At 55.5% G+C, this 25,594-nt stretch carries 27 protein-coding genes; 10 read left to right on the forward strand and 17 right to left on the reverse strand.

What is annotated here, in order from left to right:
• The 17 genes from HMPREF2975_RS03485 to HMPREF2975_RS03565 form a co-directional block, all read right to left on the reverse strand.
• Window positions 1-889: hypothetical protein (locus HMPREF2975_RS03485; RefSeq protein ID WP_227469176.1), on the reverse strand; the 889-nt coding region annotated here is incomplete at its 3' end.
• Window positions 886-1,935 (reverse strand): hypothetical protein, encoded by a 1,050-nt coding sequence (locus tag HMPREF2975_RS03490; protein ID WP_141757273.1) that lies wholly within the window; start codon window positions 1,933-1,935, stop codon window positions 886-888. The genes HMPREF2975_RS03485 and HMPREF2975_RS03490, both read right to left, overlap by 4 nt.
• A complete protein-coding gene (locus HMPREF2975_RS03495; protein ID WP_141757274.1) occupies window positions 1,932-2,621 on the reverse strand; it encodes a hypothetical protein in 690 nt (229 codons plus the stop codon). The genes HMPREF2975_RS03490 and HMPREF2975_RS03495 overlap by 4 nt, the downstream gene beginning before the upstream one ends.
• A 131-nt stretch (window positions 2,622-2,752) precedes the next feature.
• The gene (locus HMPREF2975_RS03500) at window positions 2,753-8,230 is read right to left on the reverse strand and encodes a phage tail tape measure protein (protein WP_070725804.1); all 5,478 of its coding nucleotides are present in this window, start codon (window positions 8,228-8,230) and stop codon (window positions 2,753-2,755) included.
• Between the two features lie 80 nt (window positions 8,231-8,310).
• On the reverse strand, window positions 8,311-8,631 hold the full coding sequence (locus HMPREF2975_RS03505) for a hypothetical protein (RefSeq protein WP_070725807.1): 321 nt from the start codon (window positions 8,629-8,631) through the stop codon (window positions 8,311-8,313).
• A gap of 38 nt (window positions 8,632-8,669) precedes the next feature.
• Complete coding sequence (locus tag HMPREF2975_RS03510; protein WP_070725808.1) at window positions 8,670-9,026, reverse strand: phage tail assembly protein; 357 nt, start codon at window positions 9,024-9,026, stop codon at window positions 8,670-8,672.
• Between the two features lie 198 nt (window positions 9,027-9,224).
• Window positions 9,225-9,839, reverse strand: coding sequence for a phage tail tube protein (locus tag HMPREF2975_RS03515; protein WP_070725810.1), 615 nt, complete (start codon window positions 9,837-9,839; stop codon window positions 9,225-9,227).
• Window positions 9,839-10,336, reverse strand: coding sequence for a hypothetical protein (locus HMPREF2975_RS03520; RefSeq protein ID WP_070725811.1), 498 nt, complete (start codon window positions 10,334-10,336; stop codon window positions 9,839-9,841). Before HMPREF2975_RS03520 ends, HMPREF2975_RS03515 begins: the two co-directional genes overlap by 1 nt.
• A gap of 15 nt (window positions 10,337-10,351) precedes the next feature.
• The gene (locus HMPREF2975_RS03525) at window positions 10,352-10,708 is read right to left on the reverse strand and encodes a DUF5403 family protein (RefSeq protein WP_070725813.1); all 357 of its coding nucleotides are present in this window, start codon (window positions 10,706-10,708) and stop codon (window positions 10,352-10,354) included.
• A gap of 1 nt (window position 10,709) precedes the next feature.
• On the reverse strand, window positions 10,710-11,012 hold the full coding sequence (locus tag HMPREF2975_RS03530) for a phage head-tail adapter protein (protein ID WP_141757275.1): 303 nt from the start codon (window positions 11,010-11,012) through the stop codon (window positions 10,710-10,712).
• A gap of 44 nt (window positions 11,013-11,056) precedes the next feature.
• Window positions 11,057-11,545 carry a hypothetical protein gene (locus tag HMPREF2975_RS03535; protein ID WP_070725817.1) on the reverse strand — a complete coding sequence of 163 codons (489 nt, stop codon included), beginning with the start codon at window positions 11,543-11,545 and terminating at the stop codon, window positions 11,057-11,059.
• 105 nt (window positions 11,546-11,650) lie between these two features.
• Window positions 11,651-12,715 carry a hypothetical protein gene (locus HMPREF2975_RS03540; protein WP_070725818.1) on the reverse strand — a complete coding sequence of 355 codons (1,065 nt, stop codon included), beginning with the start codon at window positions 12,713-12,715 and terminating at the stop codon, window positions 11,651-11,653.
• Window positions 12,716-12,788: 73 nt separating this feature from the next.
• Complete coding sequence (locus HMPREF2975_RS03545; protein ID WP_070725821.1) at window positions 12,789-13,310, reverse strand: hypothetical protein; 522 nt, start codon at window positions 13,308-13,310, stop codon at window positions 12,789-12,791.
• Window positions 13,311-13,423: 113 nt separating this feature from the next.
• Window positions 13,424-14,299 carry a VG15 protein gene (locus HMPREF2975_RS03550; protein WP_141757276.1) on the reverse strand — a complete coding sequence of 292 codons (876 nt, stop codon included), beginning with the start codon at window positions 14,297-14,299 and terminating at the stop codon, window positions 13,424-13,426.
• Window positions 14,300-14,327: 28 nt separating this feature from the next.
• Complete coding sequence (locus HMPREF2975_RS03555; RefSeq protein WP_070725824.1) at window positions 14,328-15,821, reverse strand: phage portal protein; 1,494 nt, start codon at window positions 15,819-15,821, stop codon at window positions 14,328-14,330.
• Between the two features lie 2 nt (window positions 15,822-15,823).
• Entirely contained in the window at window positions 15,824-17,464 is a 1,641-nt protein-coding gene (locus HMPREF2975_RS03560) for a hypothetical protein (RefSeq protein ID WP_227469178.1), read from the reverse strand.
• A 93-nt stretch (window positions 17,465-17,557) separates the two neighbouring features.
• Entirely contained in the window at window positions 17,558-18,106 is a 549-nt protein-coding gene (locus tag HMPREF2975_RS03565) for a phage terminase small subunit (protein ID WP_141757277.1), read from the reverse strand.
• 1,297 nt (window positions 18,107-19,403) lie between these two features.
• On the opposite strand from HMPREF2975_RS03565, the gene HMPREF2975_RS03570 reads away from it, so the two are divergent.
• From HMPREF2975_RS03570 to HMPREF2975_RS03610, 10 genes are all read left to right on the forward strand, one after another.
• Window positions 19,404-19,601: a hypothetical protein gene (locus HMPREF2975_RS03570; RefSeq protein WP_070725828.1), complete on the forward strand. Its 198-nt coding sequence runs from the start codon at window positions 19,404-19,406 to the stop codon at window positions 19,599-19,601.
• Between the two features lie 279 nt (window positions 19,602-19,880).
• A complete protein-coding gene (locus HMPREF2975_RS12225) occupies window positions 19,881-20,129 on the forward strand; it encodes a hypothetical protein (protein ID WP_141757278.1) in 249 nt (82 codons plus the stop codon).
• Window positions 20,126-20,539 carry a hypothetical protein gene (locus HMPREF2975_RS03575; protein ID WP_070725830.1) on the forward strand — a complete coding sequence of 138 codons (414 nt, stop codon included), beginning with the start codon at window positions 20,126-20,128 and terminating at the stop codon, window positions 20,537-20,539. Before HMPREF2975_RS12225 ends, HMPREF2975_RS03575 begins: the two co-directional genes overlap by 4 nt.
• Before the next feature lie 34 nt (window positions 20,540-20,573).
• Window positions 20,574-21,320: a hypothetical protein gene (locus HMPREF2975_RS03580; RefSeq protein WP_141757279.1), complete on the forward strand. Its 747-nt coding sequence runs from the start codon at window positions 20,574-20,576 to the stop codon at window positions 21,318-21,320.
• 68 nt (window positions 21,321-21,388) lie between these two features.
• Complete coding sequence (locus HMPREF2975_RS03585) at window positions 21,389-21,979, forward strand: hypothetical protein (RefSeq protein ID WP_070725835.1); 591 nt, start codon at window positions 21,389-21,391, stop codon at window positions 21,977-21,979.
• Window positions 21,980-22,054: 75 nt separating this feature from the next.
• On the forward strand, window positions 22,055-23,098 hold the full coding sequence (locus tag HMPREF2975_RS03590) for a hypothetical protein (RefSeq protein ID WP_070725836.1): 1,044 nt from the start codon (window positions 22,055-22,057) through the stop codon (window positions 23,096-23,098).
• Between the two features lie 94 nt (window positions 23,099-23,192).
• Window positions 23,193-23,837 carry a hypothetical protein gene (locus tag HMPREF2975_RS03595; RefSeq protein ID WP_070725838.1) on the forward strand — a complete coding sequence of 215 codons (645 nt, stop codon included), beginning with the start codon at window positions 23,193-23,195 and terminating at the stop codon, window positions 23,835-23,837.
• A gap of 68 nt (window positions 23,838-23,905) precedes the next feature.
• Window positions 23,906-24,259 (forward strand): hypothetical protein, encoded by a 354-nt coding sequence (locus HMPREF2975_RS03600; RefSeq protein WP_141757280.1) that lies wholly within the window; start codon window positions 23,906-23,908, stop codon window positions 24,257-24,259.
• Window positions 24,260-24,285: 26 nt separating this feature from the next.
• Window positions 24,286-24,831 carry a hypothetical protein gene (locus tag HMPREF2975_RS03605; protein WP_070725842.1) on the forward strand — a complete coding sequence of 182 codons (546 nt, stop codon included), beginning with the start codon at window positions 24,286-24,288 and terminating at the stop codon, window positions 24,829-24,831.
• Between the two features lie 117 nt (window positions 24,832-24,948).
• Window positions 24,949-25,365 (forward strand): hypothetical protein, encoded by a 417-nt coding sequence (locus tag HMPREF2975_RS03610; RefSeq protein ID WP_193599977.1) that lies wholly within the window; start codon window positions 24,949-24,951, stop codon window positions 25,363-25,365.
• Window positions 25,366-25,594: the final 229 nt, after the last annotated feature.

Below are 25,594 nucleotides of genomic sequence, written 5' to 3' on the forward strand. Positions count from 1 at the left end.
AACTGCCCGTAGCCGCGCGCAGCTTGTCAGCCGTCAGTGACGCGACAACCTCACTGCCCACAGGGCTTTTCGCCCACTGAGCGCCGTCCCACACCCACTGCCCGGCAATCACTCCATCGGCAACCTGCCACCACACGTCACCCATCGTCTTACCGTCACGGTCAGGCGCGCTGGCAGACCGGTAAATAGTGTTCTTCTCGTCAGCCGTATTCTGGGCAGTAACAGCAGCGCTTTTCGCTTCCTCAGCCGTTTTCTTCGCAGCTTCAGCGTTCTGGCTAACCGTATCCACCTTGCTGGACACGGCAGCAGCAGTCTTTCTCGCCTCGTCAGCGTACCTACCAGCTTCGTCCGCCTTGGTCCATGCCTTCTCCACACCCGTGCCGAGTTCTTTAACCGTGCCATTGATTTCTTCGACCTGAAACGCCGCGTAATTAGCCGCAGCACTCGCCGACTCAACCGCCGCCCGCGCGTCCTCTGCCTTCTTCTCAGCAGCACTAATACTCGCTTCGGCAGCAGTAATCTTCGCGCGCGTCTCCTCAACAGTCTCTTTCACACCATAAGCCGCTTGTTGAGCTTCCCACGCCACGCGCCCAGTCGCACCAACCGGCACCACGCTAGACCCATCAGGAACCGCGTCAGGCGCGCACACTTGAATCACGCGGCCAGACGAATCACGCAACAAACGCGCACGCGCACCAACCGCGCTAATACCACTCTCGCACGGCGCAACAACACTCTCACCCTCCGGCGCACCATCAACACGCACCCGGACAAAACCGTTATCCTCAAACGCGACAACAGTACCCCACAGCCACATGTCAGGCCGCAACGCAGTCAAATCGCCACGGCGACGCTCAGGCAAATCAAGCCACAAGCTCTTACCCGTCACCACGCCAACACCTCCACGTCAACCCTCATCGTCTTACCCGGCTCACTAATAGGCATGGAATACGCGCGCACCCTGCCCACCACCGTCTCGCCCTGCAACGTCTCAACACTCACCACGTCACCCACCTCAATACGCGGGTCGCACACAATCTCAAAACGCCGCGCACTCGCCACGCTCACACCATTACGCATATTCCGGTCAGCAGCAGCCTGCACGTCCCCGAACGTCTTAGCGTCACTCAACTCACGCCGATCAACCACCAGCCCATAGCCAGCCACGTCATACGGCGGCGCAACATCACTCACCTCACTGACCCAACGGTGCCCGTCCTTCCCGTCCTTCTGCGACACCACAACCCAACGATTAGGGCGACGCTCCACGCCCCGGCGCGGCGACTCCACCAACAAGTCACGCCCCGAATAGAAAGCGTCCGGGCTACCCGCCGTCCTCCTGCGCCACACGTGCAAATAGCCGTCAGGACGAACCGCGTAATCAAACCCATAAGCCGCGCACAACTCGCGCAAACTCGCGCTACGCGACACCCCCCATTGAGTATCCACACTCACAACAGGGTTATCCGACTCGTCCTCCAACACGCTAGGAATAAACGGTGACAACCGCTTCACCGCGTCCCACAACCGCTCCCCACGGTTAGGCGACAACGGGAACGACAACGGCGCGTCATCAAGCACCTGCAACAACCCCATGCCCGTCACGCGCACGCCCTCTTTGCGTTCCTCAAACGGGTCAGTCAACACGAACCAGCCGATCTCAGTCTCATACTCCACGCCGCCAGCGCTCACCACAGCCACAACCTGCACGCGCTGACCGTAATTATTCAACGGCGCATAAGGACTGTCCGGCACGAACTCCAGTGGCGCGACAAACTCCACACGCTCAGGCACATCACGATCAACACTCGCTTCAACAACAAGACCCGACACTGGAATGTCAGTAGCTAACACAGTGCCGCCACGCATACTATTCACGCGCGCAAACACGCGATCAGCGCGCGTCAACACGTACACATCAGCCCCAGTCCTCACCGCTCCACCTCCGCGACCTTACGGGCAACCAGCGTCGCACTCCACGGTTGCCAACCAGTCCCCAAACGCTCCCACTCACCCCACGTCACGCCAACCGCGCCACGACCACCGCGCGTCACAGCCTCAACAAACCCGGACGGGTCAACCAACTGCCACGACACGTCAACCCGCGTCTCACCGTCCACACTCGTGCGCGTCCAGTCAGCCCGCTTCACAAACACGCAACGCGCCCCGCGCGCACCCATAGGCAAACAACCCGGAACCAGCAGCAGAACACTCTGCGCCTCAACCACCTCATGCAGCTCGCGCACACGGTCAGGCGAAAACAACCACAACCGCGTCTTGCCCTCAATCTTCGGGTAGTCGAACCGGGCAACACGATTATTAAACAGGCTCACACTGTTCGACAGTGTTTCCTCCTCGCCCGTGTCCTCCCACAAGTCCACGGGCACAGTCCTACCAGCCGTGTCACTCACAACACCACCATGCGGCCCAGTAGGACACTCACGCGACGCGCGCACAGTCTCACCGTTAAACGAATACGTAAGCTCCACGCCCATAGGCGCAAGCGGGTCACTACACATCAGTGAGCCGCCCTCACACACAGCAACGACACGCTCCCCCTGCCACAACGATCCACTCCCATCAAGAATGAAACGCAGCACACCATTACGACGGTCAGACACGACACGCACACCCACAGCAAGCACCCCTCAACACTCTAAAAACACGGGAAGGGCAGCCGCCAACAGCGGCCACCCTCCCCACATGTTTATTCACCCCACGCCGCAGCGTGAGCCAACCGCACGCGCCCCACTCACAAGCGAGACGCGGCAACAATCCGCTCGTCAGCAACCTCACCGAAATAGCCCTCAACCGTGCGACCGTCAACAATCATGTTCACACTCGCCCCACTCAACGACTTCGGATCAACACGAACAAGAACATCACCAAACACTTCATCACTCACATCGTGAGCAATACGCGCCCTGCGCTCCCCGCTCGTCAACTCGCCAACAAGCCCACCATTCAACCGCTCAGCGTCAATACTCGCCTGACGCGCAGCAGCCAAAGACGCGACCATCACCAGCCGCGCAGCAGCAGCCGCACGCTCCACGCCGCTTTCAATACCAAGAGCCATGCCTTCAGACAAGAACGCGCCAATCTCCATACCCTTACGGGACGGCGAATGAATATCACCAGCCGCGCGCGCAGCAGCAACCGCCGAACGGACCACGCTCGCAGCAGCAGCCGTCACAGCGCCACTCCCAGCACGAATACCACCAGCAATACCGTAACTAATCATCAGGCCGATACTGTACGTGCCGCCCGCCGCCGCATACGCAGCGCCCCTCGCAGCACTCACAACACCAGACATCGCCCCCGACAATGCGCGACTACCAGCCCACACGCCGCTCGCCAACTGGACAACAAACAGTCTGCCCACATTCACAAACACGTATGCTCGGGTTGTCGCACTAAACGCGGCCACAGTGATAACACCATTCAAACCAGCAACCAGCACGCCAACACTCGCAGTAACACCGTCACGCATACGGGCAACAACGTGGCGACCAACCTCCATGAACACGCTCGCACCACTAATCGCACCATTACGCGCAGAATTAATAGCCTGCGTAACCGTCGTGCTCACAGACCCGCTCGCGTTCGTCACGCCCGAGTTCAAATTGCGAACAATCGCCCCGCCAACAGACGTGAACCCGCTCGCCGCAGACTCGCACGCGCTACTCGCAGCAGTAATCCGCGCCCGGATACTCGTACTAATCGGCCCGGACTCGCCAACACCGTTACCGATCTCAGTAACAATCTGACGGCCAACAGTAGTGAAACTGCGCGCCGACTGTACACCCTCAGCGACAAGCGTCTGCATAACGCCGTCCATCGTGCCCGACACGTCAAGGCTTGCTTCGCTCACGCCTTGCGCGACGTAGTTCACCAGTCGCCGCCCAACCTCAGTAGCGCCCGACAAGTCTGCGCTCACCAGCGCCGTGTTCACTTGGCTCACAACGTCTTGAGCCGCGCTCACCACGCTCCCGCCAGCACCGCCAGCACTCAACAGTCCGGTACTCATGCCCTGCGCCAATTCGACACCAGTGTGAACACCGTTACTGTTCGCAATGTTGCTCAAAATGAGAGACTGCCCGTTCAACAAGTCTGTGACACTGTTCGAGATGTTGGACTTTTGGTTAGCCAACTCGACGGCCATACCGTTGCCCAAGTCGAGAACAAGTTTGCCGCCCGCGTCAGTCACCATGTAGCCGTTCGCTTGCAAAGCGTCAGCGAGAGCCTTCGGCGTTTCCGCACCTAGCACGCTCATACGGTTATTCACGTCGGGAATAGCGTCAGCAATCGACTGTTTCAACCCAGTGAACCCGTTAGTGTACGCGGCAGACATGCGCGCAAACACCGACTCAGTGGACGCGCCCATACCGTTCTGCGCGTCAATAAACGACTGCGCCGCGTTAGACAACTCGTCGAACTGACGCTTACCGTCATCCGTGCCGCTACGCATAGCGTCCACAGCCATTTGCATAACGTCAGCGCCCTGCGGGAGTTGAGCCAACTGTTCAAGGAACTGCGCGGGCAAACCAGCAGCAACAAGGTCAGTCATGTTGTTACCCAGTTGCGTGAAAGCGTCCACCTGCGACTTCAGCCCTTCAGTGAACTCGCTCAACGACTGAACGGCGTTACCGTTAGCGTCAACAACCGCGTCACCCACGTTCAGAATGGACGGGGCAAGATTGTTCATAGCGTTCACCACGCTACCCGCACTGTCAGCCGTCAAACCGAACGCCGCGACCTGGCTATCCATGTAGGACGTGAGCGCGCGTTGCGTCTCACTGAACCGCGTACTCGCTTCGTTAGCCTCAGCCAACTTCGCCGTGTACAAGTCCTGACTCAACGCAGCCGAATCAGTCATGTACTTCAACAACGACTGCCGATCAGTGGCAAGACCAAGCTCAGACGCAACACCGGCAAGACCAGCTTCAAGCCCCTCAGTGCTCTGCAACTGCCGATTGAACTGTTCACTAATCGCAGCAGAACCATTACCAGCAGCAGAAAGCCCATCAGCAATTTGCTGGAAAGCGTTAAACGCTTCCTCCCCCATTGACGAGGCGTTCTCACCGATCTTCCTCATCGCGTCATTCAACGAATTAGCAGCAGCGCGCGTCTCGTCGGAATACCAAATGAACCTGCCCAAGCGCGAGGGGCCACGCGAGTTCAAATAAGACAACGCTTCTTGACCCACGTTCTTCCCACTGGCCACAAAAGGCGACTTCTCATTCAGCTTCGCAAGCTCAGCTTGAACACGCCTCACACCGTCCTTCGCGCCCGCCACCAGCGAATCCCACGCAGCGTCCATCGGCTTCTGCAACTCAGCCACAGCGCTCTCAACACTGTTCTTAGCCATGCTGAACACAGCGGTCAGACCGGCAATAATCAGGCCGATCTTCGACGCAGACTGCAACACTTTCAGCGACGCAGCAAACCCGCGCACCGCGCCCGACGCGACATTCATAGCGCCCGACAACCCAGTAATCCCAGCTTGGGCAGCAACAGCAGCGTCAACAGCAGCCGTAAGCCCCTTACCGCCACGCAGCGCAGTAATCGCAGCGCCCCAAGCAGCCACGCCCTGCACAGCCGCCGTGAACGCCGCTCCAACACCACGCACCAACGCGGAAACACCAGTCAACACCTTGAACCCGGCGAACGCCACAACAACAAGCTCAACACTGCCCGGAATGCGCGTCACAACGTCCAGCAAGTTAGCCAACACCTGCAAGAACCGCGACGCAACATTACCAAGCGTGCTGAACGTGCTCGCAAAACGCGGGCCGATACGCTCAACAATCCGGCTCAACGGGTCAACAAGACGCTCCGCCGTGCGCGCCAACGTTTCTAACACGCTCCCGACAACAGGCGAAAAACCCCTACCCAAAGCGCCCATGAACTTCAACAACGCGCCTAACCCGGCAGACACTTTAGGCCACACGCCCTGCAACTTAGCTAACCCGTCATCAAGGCCCTTGAAAAACGCATAAAACCCGTTATTCAGCTTCGACCCAGACAGCGCGGTAGCAACACCACTCAACATGCGTCCCGCAGCACGCCCCATAAGCGGTCCACTACGCGCAATCATGCTCGACCACGAATTAAGCATGTCGCGTATAGACGCAGCGCTCATCGACTTAAAGTTCTCCCACGCAGCGCCCATACCGTCAAACACGCGGCTCAACCCCTGCTGGAACCCCGCACTGTGAGTAACCTCAGCCCAACGTTCCAACCCGTCAGCCAACTGCTCAAGGTGAGCGCCACCATAATTGCGCGCAACCTCGTACACGCCGCCCAACGTCTGGCCAAACGCCTTAGTCGCACGACCCAAATCACCCAAAGCCTTAATGCCCCGGTCAATCATCGACTGCAAACGGCCAGTACGTTCAGCCGTGCTCAGCCACTCAGCCCACCTATCAGTCATGCGGCCAAGCCACCCCAACGCGCGCTGGAACCCTTGAGCACCATGCCTACCCAAAATGTCCACCACAGTAGCGAAAGCGTCCGTGTGCTTCGTCAACTCGTTCAAACCATCAGCCGCATACCCAAACATGCGGGACAGTGACGGGCGAACAATCGCAGCAAAACTCTCAGCCACACGCCCAAAATGCCAACCAGCAGCAGCAGACAGCTTCTCCATATTCGAGCGGAACTCAGGGTACAGTACGCCCCACGCGCGCTCAAACGGCTTCAAACCAACGCCCCAGAAAGCGTCAGCCATGCCCTTAGACAAGCCCTTAATGTCCTCGTCAAACGACGCGACATGCTCCTTGATCTTCAACAACGGCACAAGGAACGACGCCACCATCATGCCGCCAGCCACAGCGAAACCGGGGCCAACCAGCCCCACCATCTGCACAATATGGCCCAGACTGCCGCCAACCGTGAACAAGTGCTTCACCAGTTGCGTAGCGCCCGCAGCCGCAGCAGCAAGACCCGAGGAAATAGCGCCGAACAAGGGCACAGCCTTATCCAAGTTCTTCACCATGTCCCACAGGCGCGTAGTCAAATCGCGCGCCAAACGGTAACCGGACAACGCGGCAAGCGTCTGTTGAGCAGCGAGGAACGTCTTACTATCAACAAACGGCTTCAGCTTCACCCAACGGTCACGCGCAAGAAACGCGAGACGCGCACCAGCCACATACCGCGACGAATGGTCAAGGGACAGTTGGAACTCAAGCTCCGTATCGTCCCACTTCTCCTTAAACCGTTTCAGCTTACGCGCAGCCGCCCGCAACTCGTGGTCACTCATGTCAGGGTGAATCTTGAGATCGACACCCAACTCTTGACGCATAGCGCGCCGACGCAACTCATTCTGAATCTCCCCGAAAGCCCGGTCAACGCTCCCGTCCTCAAGCGACGTGTCAGCCTTAATCTTCACCGACAAGTCAGCCCACATGCGCTCACGCACAGTCCGAGTAAACCTACGCCTAAACGACTCAAGCTCGTTCTCGTCAAAATCGGGCTTCAGCCTAATCGAATAGCTCTCAACATCGCGTAAACGTTTCCGCAGCTCCGCGTTAATCGTGTCAATAGCCGCGTTCAACGCGCCACTCGTCGCGTCACGGTCAGGCTCCACCGTGAACTTATAGTTCGAATGCTTCTGGAACTCGCGCTCCATGTCCTTCACCATGCGCGGCCAAGACCGGCTCTCCTCAAGCGAGAACTTCACCTTGCCCGTGTACTCGCGCTCAAACAACCCATCAAACAGTGAGCGCGTCTTTTCCAAACTAGCCTCGTCCGGCTCCACCTTGAACGGGATAGCGCGACGCAACAATTTAGACTGTTCGCGCAGTTTACGCGCAGCCGCACGCAACTCATGATCCTTGAACTGGAACAGTTGCTTAGCAGTGAACCCGTCCTTACCGTTCAAGTTCTTAAACTCGCGCCACCACTCGTTAGCCGCCTCACGGTTACGGCGCATAGCAATGTTGCCAGCGTCCTCAAGCGACTCGCGCATAACAGCCGCTTGAGCTTTCAAATCGTCAACATCAATACCAACATGAATGTCTTGCGCCTGAGCCTGAGCAAGTCGAATCTCACGCTTCACGTCACGCGCCAACTCGTTAGCCGCCGCGCGCACACCCACACTCACCGGGTTCTGACGGGACTCAACCTCACGCATCTTTGCGCGCAACTCGCCACGAAACAAGCGCGCGTCAGGCCACACCTTAATACCAAGACGGCCAATAGTCTTACTAGCAGCAGGCACAAGAACCACACTCACTCACACAAAAGAAAGGGACAGGAACGCGCCCACAACCAGGCACGCCCCCGCCCCACATGAAAACAACGCAACAACTACTGCAACTTGCTTAACAACGCATGTAAACCCCTCAAAGACCCGTCGCCCTGGACCGTATCCCGCCGCTTAGGACGCGGATAAAACTCCGGCAACTGCTTCAACTCGCGCATAGTAGTCAAAATCGTGTTCTGCACAATCGCGTCATACACGTCCTCGCACACGATCACCTCACGCGACCGGCCAAACTCGTCATCAGTCCCCACAAGCAGCGCCCGCGTCCGGCACCCCAACGGCAACGCATACACATACGCGAGCATGACACGCGGGGACGGGGACAACGTGCGGAAAAAGTCAACGAGATCAACCCCGTAATACATTCTCAGATCCGCAACAAGACCCGCCCCCGCCTTGTCAATCAGTCTTGCGAGGGCTTGGCTTCCCCCGGCTGGGACTTATCGAAATACAGCTTCGCAATATACGTCGCTACAGACAAGTCCTCACCAATCGTCTTAATCAGTTCTTCAGCAGCCGTCTTATCGTCGGAGGCGAGACGAATCAGGTCAGCAACCATCTGAATTGTCTTGCCACCGTCATCAGCACCGCCCTCATCATCACTCACAGCGTCAAGCAGCTCAGAAAACTCGCTACGCTCACTATTAGACAAGCGCAGGAAGTTACGCAGAACAACATCCCCGATCTTCACTTCGGGAGCTTCAGCGTGAGCGTCACGAATCAGGTCATCAACAGAAATCTCAAATGCGTCGTCAGCCATAACGTTTCCTTCTCAAGCACGCGCGCAATCGCGCAAAGGTGAATAAACAAAACAAGCACACGAAAGGGGTACGCGCGGGACAGACAATGAAACAGCGCGCGTACCCCTTCACATGCGACCATCATTCCCCGAAAGCACCCAAGGACAATAAGGTGCTACTCGAATGGTAGCAGATAACGATAACCAATACCGTTATCGTCAGTGAGAACTCGCAGACGTTGTGCCAGCAAGTTCCTTGATCGACAAGACAGGCGTGATAGCAAACGCGCCCTTAGCCTTATCAGACTTCAGGAACGTGAACTTCAGCGGCAGTTTAGCCAGTTCCTCAGCGTTCGACGCATCCAAGTCACCATTAGCCGTAATATCGACCTTCGGGCCATGAATCACGAACAGGCCGTCACCATCAACCGCGACACCAAGAAACGCCTTCTGAACAGGAGTCGCCTTAGTCTGCTCCCACAGGAGATTAGCGTCCTTCAGCGTGTTAGCGCCGAGGAACATCTTGATAGTTTCCTCATCGAACTGGACGCTATCAATCTCAAGCGACCTGATCTTGTCCGACGTGCGCGTGCGCAGCGCGTGGTTCTGAAGCGACCCGAGGGTAGTCACTTCGCCACCCTCAGTGGTCAGCTTGAGCGGCGCGTCCAAAGACGTGTGCCCCAGATCCTCCCACTTCGTCAGCGTGATAGCGCCGTCAGTCTGGACACCTTTCGCAATCGTCTTGAGATCAGCGTCGGATACAACCGTGTCAACCTCAGCGGTAAAAAAGTGCATACCGTCAACAACGAGGCTCTTAGAATCAATAATTGCCATTAGAAATCACCCTTCACTCTGTAATGAACTCCGATACGGCCCGTCAACAAGAAACGTTCCGTGCCTTGCGGCAAGTCTTGATACTGAACAGGGCCTACCGCGTCAGCCCAGTCAGTCTTGCGTCGCGGCCTCTCCCACGTGCGGAAACCCGTAATGTTAATCCCGTCCTCGATGATCGTCTTGCGTCGAGCAATCCGGTGCATAGCGCGGTTAACACTCATTCCGAGATAGAACGCGACACTCGAAGCGTCCAAACCGGACGCGAAACAATGGAACTCAAGATCAATCACATCGACAGCGCCGCCGTCAGGCGACCAGCCGCCCCCCGGTGTCCTCTCCACAAGAAGCACCGTCGGCTGAGTATCCTTGAGTTCTTCCTCTTGAATCCTTGTGCGCACGTCAACAGCGTCGTGCAATTCCGCGCGCAACAAGTCAGGCAGGAAATCTAGCGCACTCAAAAAAGACGCGCTCTCGCGCAATTCGTCAAGCAAACTCACACGCGATCACACCCCCTATTTGAACGCGGTGCGCAACGCGCGCACAGGACGAGTCTTGCGACCAGTAGGAACCCTGATCTTACGAACCTTCCCGTTAGCCATTTTCAGCACCTCAGTGCGGTAAATGTTCCGCCCATACTCGATAGCCGCAGCCGCTTCAAGCCCCCGCGTATCGTCCAGCCACACGTAATGGTCAACCAAACCTTGCGTGTGCGTAATACGCGAGTGCCCCTGACGGCGGTGCTTCTTCAACACGCCGCGCGCCACAGCAGCCCTAGACGCGGCAGCAGCACCAAGCTCAGCCTGAACAGGAGCCATACGGCCAATAATCCGGCCAAGCTCTTTAGAACTAACAGTGAACTCAAAACCCATCTCACACCACACTCCCAGCGCGCGACGGTGGACGCGCACGCAACTCAACAACCCAATGACGAGTGCGCCTAGTCCCCTCACGGAACATCGGCGGAGCCGACAAGTCATACTGACGGCCCTCAAACTCCACAACGCTCCACGGCTTCAAGTCGTACTCAGGGTCAATAAGCGCGCGCACAACCTCATTAGTTAACTGCCCGGCAATCTCAGTACGGTTAGACCTCAAACCCTGCACGCTCATACGAACACGATCAGGATTATCAAAATCAGGCGTGTGAGCCTTATTCCCACGCGAATCAGTCACGATCCGAGGCGGGAACACCAGCCCATACTTTTCCCGATACCTGCCTACGGCCACGGTGACCACCCCAACCGCATAGGCTTACGCCCAGTAGGCAACAGCACGTAATCTGAACGCTCTAACGTGGACGAGGCATAGGGCGAATACTGGAAGCTATCAAGCGAGTAGAAGTTCCCATCACCACCAGCAGCAGCCTTAATCGTCGCTATCTCATCATCGTCAAAGAACACGGTGCCCGTTTTCTTACGCAGATCCGTGTACTGTTCAGTTTCCTCAGCCGCGCGCGACAACAGAACCGCGTCAACCAGTTTCAAATACCGCACGCAAGCGTTACGAACTTGTGTTTTCACCACGGGCGGCACATGGTCCTTATCCCACGTGGCGCGCCCATAATGTCGGGCAAGGTTAGAAGCGTCCTCGATCACGCTTTCAGCAATGTTCTCTAAGCCCGTGCCAAGCGTCCAATCCAGTCGGGCTTGCAACTCCGCGACGCTTATCAGCGGGCCAGTGCCCGGCTTGACGAAATCGTCTGCCATACAACCCCCCCTACTTCACGCTGTTAACAACTACAAAACGCGCACAGCAAATGGGGACGCGCCCCGCGCAGGGACGCGCCCCCACCCCGCGAGCGCAAGGCAGCGTTACGCAGCAGGAGACGCAGGAGCCTTAGCAGCAGTAGCGGCGCTACGCTTCGTCAGGCCGAGAGCCTTACCCACAGCAGCAGCGCCAGTACCAGCGTCAGCAGCAAAGTACGAGTCCTTGCCGCCCAGCTTCAGGCGCACGCCACGAACCAGATACTCGCCCTCAGACACGGCCTCACGGTCGTTCGCAGCGTCCCAATACAGGATCGGGTCGAGTACAGGTGCGAACCCGTACCACGTGTTCACAACGCTACGCTCAACCATGTACATCGGGTCGTAGTCACGAACCCAGCGCAGGGCAATACCTTCAAACGACGTGGTGCCGCCCTTAACGGAATCAGGCACGTGCGGCGCAGCGTTAAGGAACGCGAACGCGCTACCCGCAAACAGGTAAGCCTCGTCAGACGGCAGATCAAGGGAGCGGACAACGTTAGCGCCCTTCCACTTCGCAATCACAGCGTCATGCAGAGCGCTATTAGCGTTAGCGTCACCCACGTTCGACGCAATGTTGAACGCCGGGTCAGTCTGCATGACAGCTTCGACCTCGCTACCAACAAGCAGCGTGCGCGACGCGGCAGGAACGCCCACAGTGTTCAAAACGCGGTTAGCTTCAACAATGTCGTTCGACAGGTTGCCAGCGGTAGCGCCAACAGTGACCGCATACTTACCATCAACCATTGACTTAACCGCGCCGTATTCAAGACGGCGAGCAACAGCCTGACACTGCGCGGCAAGAAGCTCACTCCACGCATTGAAATCAAACTCGTACTGCTCGTCAGTCAGTTCGACAGCACTGTAAGCGTTACCACCGAACTTGACGGCAACAGTGCGGTCAGAATACTGATCGACCTGAATCGGCTTAGAACGATCATTACGCCACGCATAATCGTGCGCAGCCAGAACGCCCGGAACACGCATATTCAGCGTGTCAGAGCGCGCACCCTTGAAATCGTCCACGCCCTTACGGGTAAACAGTTTAGGAACAACCAGTTCACGCTCAAGCAGACCCATAGCGGTCGCAACAAGCTTCTCCGGCTTCACAATCTTATGAGGCGTATAAGCCATGACAATCAAACTCCCATCACAAAACAAGACGCGCGCCCCCACTTAGAGACGCGCGTATCCAACAATCCGGTTACTACGACAATCGAGGGACCATCTCCGCAAGTTTGCGGGGATCATCAGGCAGACCGTCACCAGCCGTGTCAGCACCGTTCACGCCGCCACCGCGACGCTCAACAGGCCGCGACTTACCGCGCTCCCCCATAACTGTCATGAGGGCTTCCGCGCGTTTACGCATATCCTCCGGCGTATCGCCCACAACGAACTCGCTCAACCCGTCAGGAACATCGAACTCGCGCATAACGTCACGGCGCGCAACCTCAAGTCGCAGCTTGTCCTGCTCCGCTTTCTCAGCCGCGATCAGCTCGTTCACCTCGTCCACGCTTTTCATGGACTCAGCACGCTTCGCAAGCTCGTCGAACGCCACGCGACGCTTCTTATTCTCATCACGCAACGAATGAATAATCTTTTGCGCCCACTCAGGCAGATCACTCACCTCGCCACGCTTCACGTCACCCTCATCACTGCTAAGGTCACGATCAGCCGCACCCTCACCGTCAAGGTCCTCATTTTCAGGTGCTTCATTTTCGTCAGCCACAGTCAGCCCTTCCTCGAAACTCGAAAGGCGCGCGCACCGTCAAGACGCGCAACGCCACTCATAACAAAAACGCCCGCAACCCCACGCGGGGCACGGGCAAACCGGACAGTGTCTTACTTCCGGTACGTTTTCCAATAGTACGAACGCCACGCCCTCAGCTTCCCAATACCGGTTGCAGCCGACACCGTATCGTTCGCCCGATACTCGCGCTCAAACTTCCTATTCAACGCAAACACGTTCCCCGCTTTCCACGAGCGCTCATGAAACACGGGCACAGACACGCACTTGCAATTAGGGTGAAACGAGTTCCCCCTAGCAGACAGAACCGCGCTCTTACTGGACTTGTACACCATGCCGCGCGTCAACAACAACGCGCAAAACGCGCACGGCGTGCCCGTCGTTGAATACCGCGCAAACCCCAAACAATTCCCGTCAGACTCCCCTAAATGCGCCACCGTAGTACGCGCACCATCAGCCGCGACCTTCTGCGCCGCCGCACCAAACGCAACCCGGTCATAATCCATAGCGCCCTTAGCGGCCACATGCTCCTGCTGCTTGTCCATCGACTGCTTCAAATACCAGAAATCACTCGACTTCCACCCGATAGACGACGACGAAACAATCCCGTACTCTTTCACGCGGCGCGACCTATCAACACCCAAGTCACCCAGCTCAACGCCCGACAGTTTCTCAAACTCGCCAATCACATCACCAGCAGTGACCATGCGCATAGGACGGCGACGCGACTCATCATGACGAACCGTGTACCCCATGTCCAACAGTTTCAACACGCGGTAAAACGCCAACCCAAGCTCATAGCCCTCACCCCACAACGGGACAAGCGTCTTAATCGACAAGTCCAACAGTTTCTCAGGGCGCGCCGTGTCCCACAATGACATACCCAGAGCGCCACTACGGTCACCAATGCGTTTCACGCCCGCACTATACGCGGCAACAATCCGCTCCAACACGTCACTGTTTAACGCCACAACACGCACCCCCCCTTTTCTAGCCGGACTAGCTCAACACCGCGTCAGCGCGCGGCTCGTCAGCAAACTCGCGAGACTCACGCGGCGCGCTCGAACCAGACATAAGCCACGCCGCACTATCCGTATCCAACGTGTTAAACGGCTCCTGATCCTGCGCCAACTGCGCCCACTTATCCAACTGCGGGCCAGTCACGCCCGGAACCATCGCCCACAGCGCCTTATTAGGAACACCCAGCGTTGCCAGCTTCGTCAACGAGTCCACGCGGCTACTCATAGCCGTGTCCTCAAAGTCACGCCACACCGTCTCCCCGTGCTCCCACGAATCATCGTCCTCAGTCGCACCCGTCTCAACGACACGGCTCACGCGGAACGTGCGCGCCCACGACTGGCCAAGCAGACGCTTCAACTCGCCAATACGCCTACGGAACGACTTTTCCGCCGCGTCCAAAGCGTCAGCAGACAAGTTAGCCATCTGCCCCAACAAGAAGTTCGGCGGCACCTGAGTGATAGCACTGAAATGCTGCACATGCATCCTCGCCGCTTCAATAAACCCGCTCAAATCAGTCGGCTGCAACGCGGTAATACGCGCCTGGGGGGACGCGGTAATCAACGGTGAGGACGGGTTAATACGAACCGGCGCTTTCCGCTCATTACCGAACTCGTCCATCACAGGGTTACCATTATTATCCTTTATGCTAGGCGTAATAATCCCCGTGCCCACAATCGTGCGGAACGCGCCCTCACTCTGCGCCGCAAGCATGTTAAACAACGTCTGGTTAAGCGAATCCTGCCACGGGATAAGCGGCTCAACAATCCCCTGAACACGACCCTCACTATCCATCTGCGAATAAAACCGCGTCACAGGGTTATGACCATTACCCCCATGCTCCACGCGCTCCACCACGCGGAACAACTCACCATCATCAAACGCGAACTCGTACCGGAAGTAACGATCCCACCCATACGCGCGCCCCAAAGACACAAGCTCCCCGCCCTCAACCACCGGGCGGCGCGTGATCGTCAACGCAAACAACGCATTATCATCACACAACACGTCCTCAAAAATCATGGCCGTATGCAACGCCGACAACACCCTGATCTGCGGGCGACCATGATAATCACGATCAACAACCGTGAAACCCTGACCAAACGCAATAGCCGGACGATACACAAGCGACTGTTTAGCGTCCATATCGCTACGCTTCCACGTCGCCCACTCCTCCGTATCAGTCAGAGAATCACCAGCCGCACGATCACCCACATCAGAACTCTCACCACGCCCACGACGATACCCATCAACCGCGAGCGTCTGACACATAGCGTTCACAGGCAACGCGCACCAATTCTGCTTAGAACGCTCCATAATGTTCTTCATCTCATCGCGCATACCATCAGGCGCATACGGGTCAGACTGCACGCCACGCAAATAGTTATCGCACTTCTCCAAACGCTCACCAAAATCACGCTCAGCCATGCTGAAACACTCGCGCGCCAACACCAACGCAACACGATCATCACTCACGGTTAACCACCCCACGAACCAAACACCAACGGTGACGCAGACACATCAACTTTCTGTGCCGCCTCCGTCAACTCCACTTCCATCAACGCGCCAAACGCCAACATAGCCGCCGCATACAAATCCACCTTCTTAGGCGACTCACGCGACTCCTTCTGAAACGTCACACCATACGTCGTATCCCGGCGCACAGCGTTCAACACATGCCGCCGCAACGCGCGCGACAACCCATCAGAACCACCATGATGAACACGCTGCTCCAACACCGCGCTCATAAACTGCTCATGCAACCGCACAACCTTCTTTTGCGAACCACGCATATCAAACTCAATAGGCCCACGCTCCGACGCGCGCCCCACAAGCAAATGCCCATAATCAAGCGTCCACTCATGAATATACGATTCCCACAACGCCACATCAGCAAAAAACCCAACAACCTTATACTCACGGAAAGCCCGATGAACAGCGCTATCAACGCGCTCGCGGTTAACCTCCCAGCCCGTAGACAAGTCCTCCGGCTTCTCCTCCACAAGCAACGGCACAATCAACTGGTCGCGACAACGAATAGCAACAAGCGCCGTCGCGTCATCACTCTTACCACCATCAAAACCAAGACACACGCGGTCACCCGGCTCAAGCGTCTCACCGACACGCAACCGATCCCACTCAGCCGCCTTATACAGTGAACCCTCCGGCTGCCACACTTGATTCAAATACATGCGGCGCGATTCGCTCACAGGCCGCGTAGGGTCAAGCGTAGACAGCCACGCCTTATGCCAATCACACCACACGCTATCCCCACGAATCGCGTTATACACCACGCGGAACACGCGCTCAGTTAAAGGCGTATGAGACGGGGCCTCGATACTGTCATACAACAAGCCCTGATCTAACGCGCGGCCCTCAAGAAACCCCTCATACGCCTCACGGTCACGCTGCGCCACACTATCCTCGCCCGGCTTATAAGCGTTCGTAATCGCCACATAACGCGCACCACTACCCTTAGACGCATTACCGTCAATCGTCAGCTTCAACTGGTGACCACGATTAGACGCAAGCCAGTGCTGCGTCTCATTCAACAAGCTGAACGTTACGCGCCCACCCTCAGTAGACCGGAACGACGCCGTTTTCTGGACAATACGAACCGTATTCCCCAAACCGCGCACAATCTCCAACTTCACGTCCATGCCGTAACGCTTACGCATACGCTCACTCACAAGAATCGGGAACATCGTAAACGTGTTCTCCGTCTGCTCTTTCGACAACGCATACAACTCAACCCACGCATTACGACACGGCACGCCAAACGGCACACCGCCCTTCAGCCAGCCACCAAAACGGCACGGCCCGAACGCCTCAATCAAACAAATAACAGCAAGAAACGGGTCTTTGCCCCAACCCTTAATCCGCTGCAACACACCATGCCGATAAACAAACTCGCCGCGCTCATCAACCGCATACCACCACAACAAGAACCGCAACTGCTCAAGCGTAAACTCAAACAACTCAGTATCCCCAAGCGGCTTCAACCACTCACTACACCAACGCGCAATCTGCCAACCCAACGTGCGCTCAGGCAACACCCACGCGCCTAACTCGTCACGCTTCCACGTCGGCCCCAAAAACAACGGGCGATACTTCTCCAACAACTGCCCGTCAGACAACTCATCGTCAGGAACGTCAGCGAAAGGAATACCCTCAACCTCGCGGCCCGCAACCTCCACGCCAACAGCCCCTCTCTACACCGCGCGCAACGCCTCAGCGTAAGATTCCATCACCTCATCAACAGGCGACTCACCCTCATCACGCTGAACCTGCAACTCAATACGCGCACGCCGCCTATCAGTCTCAGTCACCAACAACCGCTGCAACGCCGAATACAAAATCTCCATCTTTGCCGCACTACCAAACGACTTCACGCGCGGCGGCTTCGCAATCGAACGATCACCAGCCTCCAACGCCGCCTCACGCAACTCGTCCTCGTCCATCCACCCATACTGCGCGTCCCACTCATCACGCTCAGCACGCGACCTCATCGCCGCGTCCTCCTGCTTCTGAAACCGCGACAAGTCATCACACAACATGCGAGCAAACGCCCAATCAGACTCCTGCCAAAACTCGACCTGCCCGCTAGACGCAAACGACCGCCACAACCGCTTAACCGAATCATGCCACTCTTTACGGGCCGACGGCTTCCGCACAGGACGCGCAACACCGACGCTCGCCGCACCCACACGGGACGCGCGCGCGTCGATAAGCTCATCACGACGCTTAGGAATACTCGGCACACAAACACCCCTATCAACCACACAAGCCCGGGTGTTTCTCAACCCTCACAAACTTACCGCGAGAACGCTTCACAGCCGCCCAATAGCCACGGCCACCCTCACCGCCAGTCTTGCGCCGGTGGTGCTCAGAACACAACGCCCTCAAGTTAGCAAACGAATCATCATCATTAGGAACTTCGTGATCCACGTCCGTAGCCGGTGCCCCACACACGCCGCCACCACTCAAACGCCACTGACACTTGAATCCGTCACGCTCCAACACGACACGGCGGCGCTTCTCCCAATCAGCTGGGAACCGCTTACTGCGCGGCGAACGCCCTGACCTCACCCACGGCATACCCCCACAAACCCCCATATCTACCAGAACGTACCGCACCAACAAAACAATAATAATAGGAACCACTATCAACAAACAGCATAAGGCACGAACCACACCACACAAGCCAACAAGCCACACATGCTAACACGCCCACCGCGCAAACCTTGAACTGCCACCCACAATTTTCACCAGCCCACACCCACGCGCAAAATGACACACCCACGGAAATAACACGCCACCCCCACCTATTAAACGTGACACGTGCGCTCAATGCCCATCGACCTTTGAGCTGCCACGCATAAGAACTGCTAAGACCGGGCGGTAGGGGCTTCGCTGGTGGCGGGGTATGCACGCCGGGGTATATTTATGCATGGGTGGGGTTTAGACCTCAAGCGCGCTTCGAGCGCGTTTGAGAATGATTGTCGTTATGTGTTGCGTGCGTGTCGCGTGTCGCGTGTATATATAGAACGCGCGCGTTACCTCATTGCGTCTTGTCTATCAACACTCTAACGCTATGTGTGACGTAGCTCACCTCACTGCCCTGGCACTCTCTCTATCTCTCTATCTCTCTATCTCTGTGTCCGTCTCTGTGTCCGTCACGCCGTCGCATGGTGCCTATATATAGCGCGCGTGTAGTGGTGGGCATGTCAAGCGCGATTCTTTTGTATGTGGTGGGGATTAGTCATAGTTTGCGTTGGTATTCTGCCACTTTATCGGTGTGTGACGTAGCTCACACTCAAATGAGTTGACTTCACTCCGAGGGTGTGCAATTATTTTCTTGTCGCTGAAAGACAGCGATCGAGCCTAGAAAACTCGTAAGACGTGATGACCCACGTCAGTAGGTCATTTTTTTATTCCCGTGAGCTTCATGCCGGGTGTCGCCGTAATACAAGACGCACGAAGCGGAATAAGGCGGGGTGTTCTTACCACTTTTCTAGCGCCCGGCTTTCACATATCTGTTAGTACGGGGAGTGTACTATGTCTACTTTTCCATCAGTCCAAGCGGTCGAAGCGTGGATTACTCCGCAGCTTGGAGATTATGCGGATGACTTCGATATTGACGCGATTGTGAGCGATATCCGCTCTACTCTACCCGCTGGCCAGAGCCTCAATGATCTGCCACTGGATGATCTAAACGCGATTCTCCAAGCGCACGATATCAGCGCGCGCGGGTAAAGACTTACCCGGTGCGACAACACCGGGTAAGGCGCTGGCAAAAGCCGGCGTAAGTGTCCATTGAAAGGAAAAATAAATGGACATCTTTCCTGATGTGTTCCTAGTTCTCTTAGCATTTTCCGAACTGTGGCCTATGTGGCTACCGCAGTTCTGCTATTGGCTAGGACGTAACAGCCGTTAAACGGTTGCTACGAGGGGCGGCACTGGTCAAGTGCTGGTGCCGTCCCTACACGAGGGTCACTCTATCAGGTTTCAGGGTTGAGATTCAAGGGGTTCAGTGTGTTCAGCGTTTTCGAGTTAAGAATTTTAAGGCGTTGCGAGTCTTGGAGAGATGCGAGCGCGCTTATTGGTGGGATGCGTTCATCTTCCCACGAGGGGAAGCAGGAATTTATTAAGCAGTTTTTAGGGCCGCGTGCTGTTGGTGGGTTTTTCCAGGCGACGCGCGTGAATGTTAATCGGAAGTTTGAACGCGCTTTCAGCGAGTTCAAGAATTCAGCGGATATTGATGGGTTTGGGGTAGGAAAATGAGCGGGTTTTTAGAGGCTTTGAGTGGTGCGGTTGATGAGTATAGGGCGTCGCATGGACGTTCGGCCTGGTCGCGTGGCGTGGGAGAATACGTATCCGACTTTTATGATCTGCTCTATTGCAACCGGGGTTATGACGATATTGAATCGCTTGGGAAACATGAGCTGGACAGCTTTCTACTTAATGGCGCGTCGGATTGGTCCGAGCACTCATGGAATGGTTGCAGTTTGATCTATAACTCTGATATTGCTGAACGGCTGTGCTGTCCTAGTGAATTGAAACGCACTGACCACGGCCGATTGCAACCTAATTCCCGTGAACATTGGCTGGATGTCCAGGCGCGCGCCCTATTCCAGGCGTCGATTGCTTTCAAGCGTCTTTACCGACAGACGCAAGACGCAATGAGTAAATAACAGGCTTTCTACCGATTAGGGATTAGTGGTTAACATGATGAAGCAGTCGGCAATGGATAAATTGGTGTCGATCTTTATTGATAATAATAGTGAGCATGACACGCGCGCCGTTATTAGAGATTCACTTACTGGTGAGGTTGTCGGCTTTACCGATGAGGAAAGCGCGCTAAGCGTCGCTATAGATTTACTCAAAGATGATAAGCGCGTGAATGGCCTTGATAGTGATGAGCTTGAAGCGCTTGCACGGCAGTTTGTTCGGGAGCGTCCATACTATTTAAATGGCTACCGGATAATAGCTATGAGTGATGAGCAATTGGCAGTGGCTAAACGTTTCATTGATTTTCCCGATCTTGGATGGATTACAGACTATAACGAACAGTCGCTAATTATTGAGAATATCTCTGACGAGATTAGTCTCTATCTGACTAACACTCTCAATTGCGAGCGCGTGGAACGTGGCGACCCGGAATGGGTACCGGATGAGGAAACACTCGACGAGTGGGCAACGGACGGCACGATGGTTAGTGAGATTTACGAGAGTATTAGCCGACTGTTTAGCCTTGGATGTTTCAAGGAAGATGCACTGCACACTATTTGGGACGATCTGGGTAAGCCTTATTATGTTAGCGATTTTCCTAGTCCTCACTGTGTAGACGTGAATAGTCGTAGTGACATTGAGCAAGCATGTTATGAACAGATCACTGAATCTGATTTAGTGGATTGTGCGACAAGCCGGGCTGTAGATAAGTTTATGAGCGCTTATCCGGTGGCGGTTGCGTAGGGGAATTGGTGGCGCGTAAGGCCGCGCGCGTCGATAAATACGCGGCCCCATTTTGAAAGGAATTAATCATGAGTGAGTTTGAGATTAGCAAAGATAGCAAATTGGCGGATGTTCTCGCGTTTGCTTTTGACCGGGCTGGTTATAGTGAAGTTGCAGAATTATTTACCGATAATGACGTGCGAAGCGAGTTTGAGTACGCTTGTCCTAATGTGAGTACTTTTGGGCCAGAGTTCCATCTGTTTGGTGTAGATTATTTTGACTTTGAGAGTGAGACGTTTGAGGGGCTGGCGCTCGAAGTGGCTATGTCGATAGCGTGGACTCTTAATAATTCCCGTGGTGAGTTTACTAGCGTGCAGAGAGCGTATGAGTACGTTGGTTACAGTAAATGGGGAGAGTGGGACGGACTTGAATGCCTTGAGCACTTAGACGAGTGGCCCGGCTTAGATGACTTTTGGCTAAACGATGCGACTATGTGCATCACGTGGGCTATTTTGACTCATACTGTCTTATCTATGGATGGCTACCCGGTATTCTTTACAGGCTCTTATGGGCTTGAACGTGGCGTTGCAGAGTTGGAGAAACAGGGCTACAGGTGGCGTGGTCTTAGCGAGGATATTCCCGAACCATTACGGGAAGTGGTGATTAATGGGTGGCAGTGATCGAGTTTATCAGTCAGTTTTCTAGTTAGTTACCCGGTTAGTATTTGTGAATAATTTTGAGAGGAATTGAGTATCATGTCCAACGTTCAGTTTTCAGTACCGTTTACAGAGTTTATGCCTAGCGCTTTGAGTGCTATTAGTGCCGTATCTAACGATAAGTCAGTGCCGATGCTTGCGAGTGTTCTGTTTACCGTTCACGATGGCAAGGCTGCATTTATTGCCACTGACCGATACGAAGCTATCATCGCGACGTTGCCCAGTGTTAGTGCCGATTGTGTTGAAGCTCTTAAGGGTAGTCCCGTGCTGATTGATGGTAGCGCGTTCAAGAAAGGTATTAAGTCGATTCGTATTAAGCGTTCTGAGTTTGCTAATTCAGTTATGCACTGGTCTTTCAATCTTGAATCAGATACACCGACTATGTATTGCCGGGTTGAGAATGATGACGCGATTCTTGGACATGCGGCTATTGAGCTTGGTGGATTCTTTGACCAGGGCAATTCTTATCCCCCAGTTGCTAAGCTGTTTGAAGATAGAGTCACGTCTAAGGCGCGTGAGAATCTGAGTATCAATGCCGATTTGTTGAAGTTCTTGTCTGAGGTTGGCAAATGTGTCCGGGATTATGTTCCGTCTGCGTCTAGTAGAAAAGCGTTCCCGGTTACCATTCTCGCTGGTGAACAGTGCAAACCTCATATGTTTATTGCTGGTGAGAATGTTGCCGGGTTGGTTATGCCGGTTAGAGTTGACGACAATTTGAATGGCAATAGTGTTCTCGCGTCGTTTGGTGGTGTCCCGTCTGAACCTAGGAAGTCTGCGCCTAAGTCTGAATCTAAGCAAGCAAGTAAGGCTAAGGCCGTGGCCCCGGTTGCCGCTGACAGCGTGCCCACTGATTCAACCGCGATTGATAAGACACTCTCGACGAGTGCCAAGGCGCTAAGAAAGTTCCTCTACCGGACTTTTAGAGCCAAGAACATGCACGTTTACCGTGAGTTTGAGACTAACGCGGTGCGTATCGCGTGGACTGGTGGCCCGACGCTTGAAGAAGTTGCCAAGGTAGCTAAGCGTTTCACGGTTGGTCACGATGGTCACGCCATACGGTCTTTCAAACTTGAGCGCGCCTGATCTTATCCGCTTAGTGATGGTGCCCATGTTGATGGCATGGGCACCACCACCAGAACAGACAACACACACAAACACATCTTGAGAGGAATTAATCATGAGTAATAGCGGGCTGATAGTTTTCGACAAACAGCGTATAGCGATTGAACTGCACTGGAATGGTGGGCGCGATTCAGTTGAAGCGTTCTTAGAGTATTGCCGGTTGGCCGAGGTGCCGTGCGCGCCGTTGTATGTGGCGACTGTGATTAACAATTACATGGACAATGACGGGACAACTATTTATCTGCATGTTCTGGCTGATAATTACAGTGAGTCTGACGCGCTCAAGACTATGAGAACGGATCACGGCGTGTACTGGGTGAAAGATTACGAGATTGTGAAGCGCACGTATCCTCATGGGGTTGTTAAGGAACAGCGCTCACACGATCTTGACGAGTTCTTGCATGATATTGACTCGAAGCAACCAGCAGAACGGCAACTTGGTGCGGTGCTTGACGCTGAAGAAGTCCCAGTGAGTGATGTGCGCGTGGGTGATTTTGTCTTCATGCCGCGTCGTTTCATGCGGCGGGAAGCGCGTAGGCCGTTTGCGGTTGCCGGTATTACCGCTGACAAGTTTGTGAACGGTAAACGGCGCGCGCGTGCGCCTTACGTGGCAATGTTCGGGAGCAGTGGCGATTATTCCAATAACCCGAACAATTACATTCCGGGTGAGACGGTTAGGCGCGTGCGGCGCTTGCCTTAGTGACTGTTAGGCGCGTTTGGCCGCGCGCGTGTGTTAAATACGCGGCCGCATTTTGAAAGGACAATGACATGTGTGAGTTTTGTGAAGTTTATGAGAGTTGGACAGGCGCGGTGCAGTGCGACGCGGCGGAAGCGCTGGAACGGTATTTACTTGGCGCGGTGGATAGTGCGTTGGCGCGTGGTGGTGACGTGGCGGGAGCGCTTGAGCGCGCGTTTGATGAGTGGTGCGCGTGTGAGTGGAAGCGCGCTATCGCGACACTAGCATTGGTGCCGGTTGAGGGTAGCTGTGGCCGGTCGCTTGATGAATTATTCCATGATGTTTATGTGGCACCACTTGACGGTGGTGACACGTGGCGCGTGGCGTGGCGTGAAACAGTGGAAGCACTGACGCGCGGCGGGGCACAATTGGTTAAGACAGTCTGACACACCCAGGAACAGGAGACAGGACAATGACTAAGACGACATTTGCACAGTATCTGGCGACGGCCCTTGAGTATTTTCCGAGTGCGCAATTTATTCTTGACGATGGAGATTCTATGAGTCTGCTAGAGAGTGCGGCCTATGGCTTGGGCGGGGGTGACTATTATTCGCTGGAGCGTGACACGTTTTCCGGGTATATGGTCACGTTGACTAATGAACTGGTCGATGACCTTGCGTCCCCCGTGTCTACGTTTGACGGTATGACGTTTGACTACACGCCGTTGCGTCGCGCGTTTGATGAATATGAGTACATCGACTGGGACCGTCTGCTACCTGACGATGACAATAGTAGCGCGCCTAACTTATGCTGGAACGATTTTACGGCGGCTATCACGTGGGCTGGTATTGCGGCTGAGTTGGCTAGGCGTGTGGAGCGTGGCGAGTTGGAACCGTTCAGCGAGTGGGCAGACGAAATGTTGAAGGACGGGGGATCAATGACGCTTGATGACTGGTTACCGCAGGAGTTGTGCGACCTTTATCGGCATGAGGGCGTTGCGTGCCAGTGGTTTGACTAGCGCGTGTTAATGACGTGGTGCCCGCGTTAAGGGGCGCGGGGCGAGGCACTTAGGGTCATGTCTCGCCCGCGCGCGCGTTGAATACGCGGCTAGGATTAGTTGTAGAGGGGTGGATTAGTGTTGAATATGGGATTATCGCGTGAGAGTACTAACCCGGTGTGGCAGGCTGTTCAGTTCGCGGGCGCAGGCACGGTTGCTGGTGAGTACACGGGATTGCGAGAATGTTTTCTTGACAAGGCGCGTTTGTTCGCCTCGTTTTGTTCATTGCGTGTTGATGACGCTGTAGGCGTGGCCGGGGCGGGCGACGTGGCCGAGCGGCCTATCAGCATGGCGCTTAGTGAGTGCGATCAGTCTGGGAGCGTTGCGGCGGCGCTGGTGGACGCTTACGGTGAGCAGTTTACGCGCCTGACGGTTGATGCGTGCGTTGCAGATTTTCGCGCGCGCGTTTTGCGCGGTGAGTTGTCTGTTGAGAGTGTTGCGTCGCTGTTTCATGTGCCCGTAAGCGCTGTGCGGCGTGAATTGCTTGGGGAATAAGGTGGAGAGTGTGACTAGGGGGGGCGCGTCCCGTTGAGGGGCGTGTCCCCCCTTTTTTTGTGCGTGCGGGGGTGCGTGTGCGTGTTGTAGGTCACTGTTGAAGGACCGCACACGTGTTTATCTGTTCTTTTTAGATTCTAGTAACGTGTCTAGTAGCCGCTTATTCCACGGCGTAGACTTGGACTTTTCGTTGTTATTCTGCGGTGCCCTGACCGGGGCTCGAACCCGG

This window comes from Actinomyces sp. HMSC065F12 (assembly GCF_001814535.1).
In the GTDB taxonomy this organism is placed as follows: Bacteria; Actinomycetota; Actinomycetes; order Actinomycetales; family Actinomycetaceae; genus Pauljensenia; species Pauljensenia radingae_A.

Excerpts from the sequence above, each read along its gene's own strand:
- HMPREF2975_RS03505 (WP_070725807.1), bottom strand. The coding sequence starts at position 8,631 with ATGTATTACGGGGTTGATCTCGTTGACTTTTTCCGCACGTTGTCCCCG.
- HMPREF2975_RS03510 (WP_070725808.1), bottom strand. The coding sequence starts at position 9,026 with ATGGCTGACGACGCATTTGAGATTTCTGTTGATGACCTGATTCGTGAC.
- HMPREF2975_RS03515 (WP_070725810.1), bottom strand. The coding sequence starts at position 9,839 with ATGGCAATTATTGATTCTAAGAGCCTCGTTGTTGACGGTATGCACTTT.
- HMPREF2975_RS03525 (WP_070725813.1), bottom strand. The coding sequence starts at position 10,708 with ATGGGTTTTGAGTTCACTGTTAGTTCTAAAGAGCTTGGCCGGATTATT.
- HMPREF2975_RS03535 (WP_070725817.1), bottom strand. The coding sequence starts at position 11,545 with ATGGCAGACGATTTCGTCAAGCCGGGCACTGGCCCGCTGATAAGCGTC.
- HMPREF2975_RS03540 (WP_070725818.1), bottom strand. The coding sequence starts at position 12,715 with ATGGCTTATACGCCTCATAAGATTGTGAAGCCGGAGAAGCTTGTTGCG.
- HMPREF2975_RS03570 (WP_070725828.1), top strand. The coding sequence starts at position 19,404 with ATGTCTACTTTTCCATCAGTCCAAGCGGTCGAAGCGTGGATTACTCCG.
- HMPREF2975_RS03575 (WP_070725830.1), top strand. The coding sequence starts at position 20,126 with ATGAGCGGGTTTTTAGAGGCTTTGAGTGGTGCGGTTGATGAGTATAGG.
- HMPREF2975_RS03580 (WP_141757279.1), top strand. The coding sequence starts at position 20,574 with ATGATGAAGCAGTCGGCAATGGATAAATTGGTGTCGATCTTTATTGAT.
- HMPREF2975_RS03585 (WP_070725835.1), top strand. The coding sequence starts at position 21,389 with ATGAGTGAGTTTGAGATTAGCAAAGATAGCAAATTGGCGGATGTTCTC.
- HMPREF2975_RS03590 (WP_070725836.1), top strand. The coding sequence starts at position 22,055 with ATGTCCAACGTTCAGTTTTCAGTACCGTTTACAGAGTTTATGCCTAGC.
- HMPREF2975_RS03595 (WP_070725838.1), top strand. The coding sequence starts at position 23,193 with ATGAGTAATAGCGGGCTGATAGTTTTCGACAAACAGCGTATAGCGATT.
- HMPREF2975_RS03600 (WP_141757280.1), top strand. The coding sequence starts at position 23,906 with ATGTGTGAGTTTTGTGAAGTTTATGAGAGTTGGACAGGCGCGGTGCAG.
- HMPREF2975_RS03605 (WP_070725842.1), top strand. The coding sequence starts at position 24,286 with ATGACTAAGACGACATTTGCACAGTATCTGGCGACGGCCCTTGAGTAT.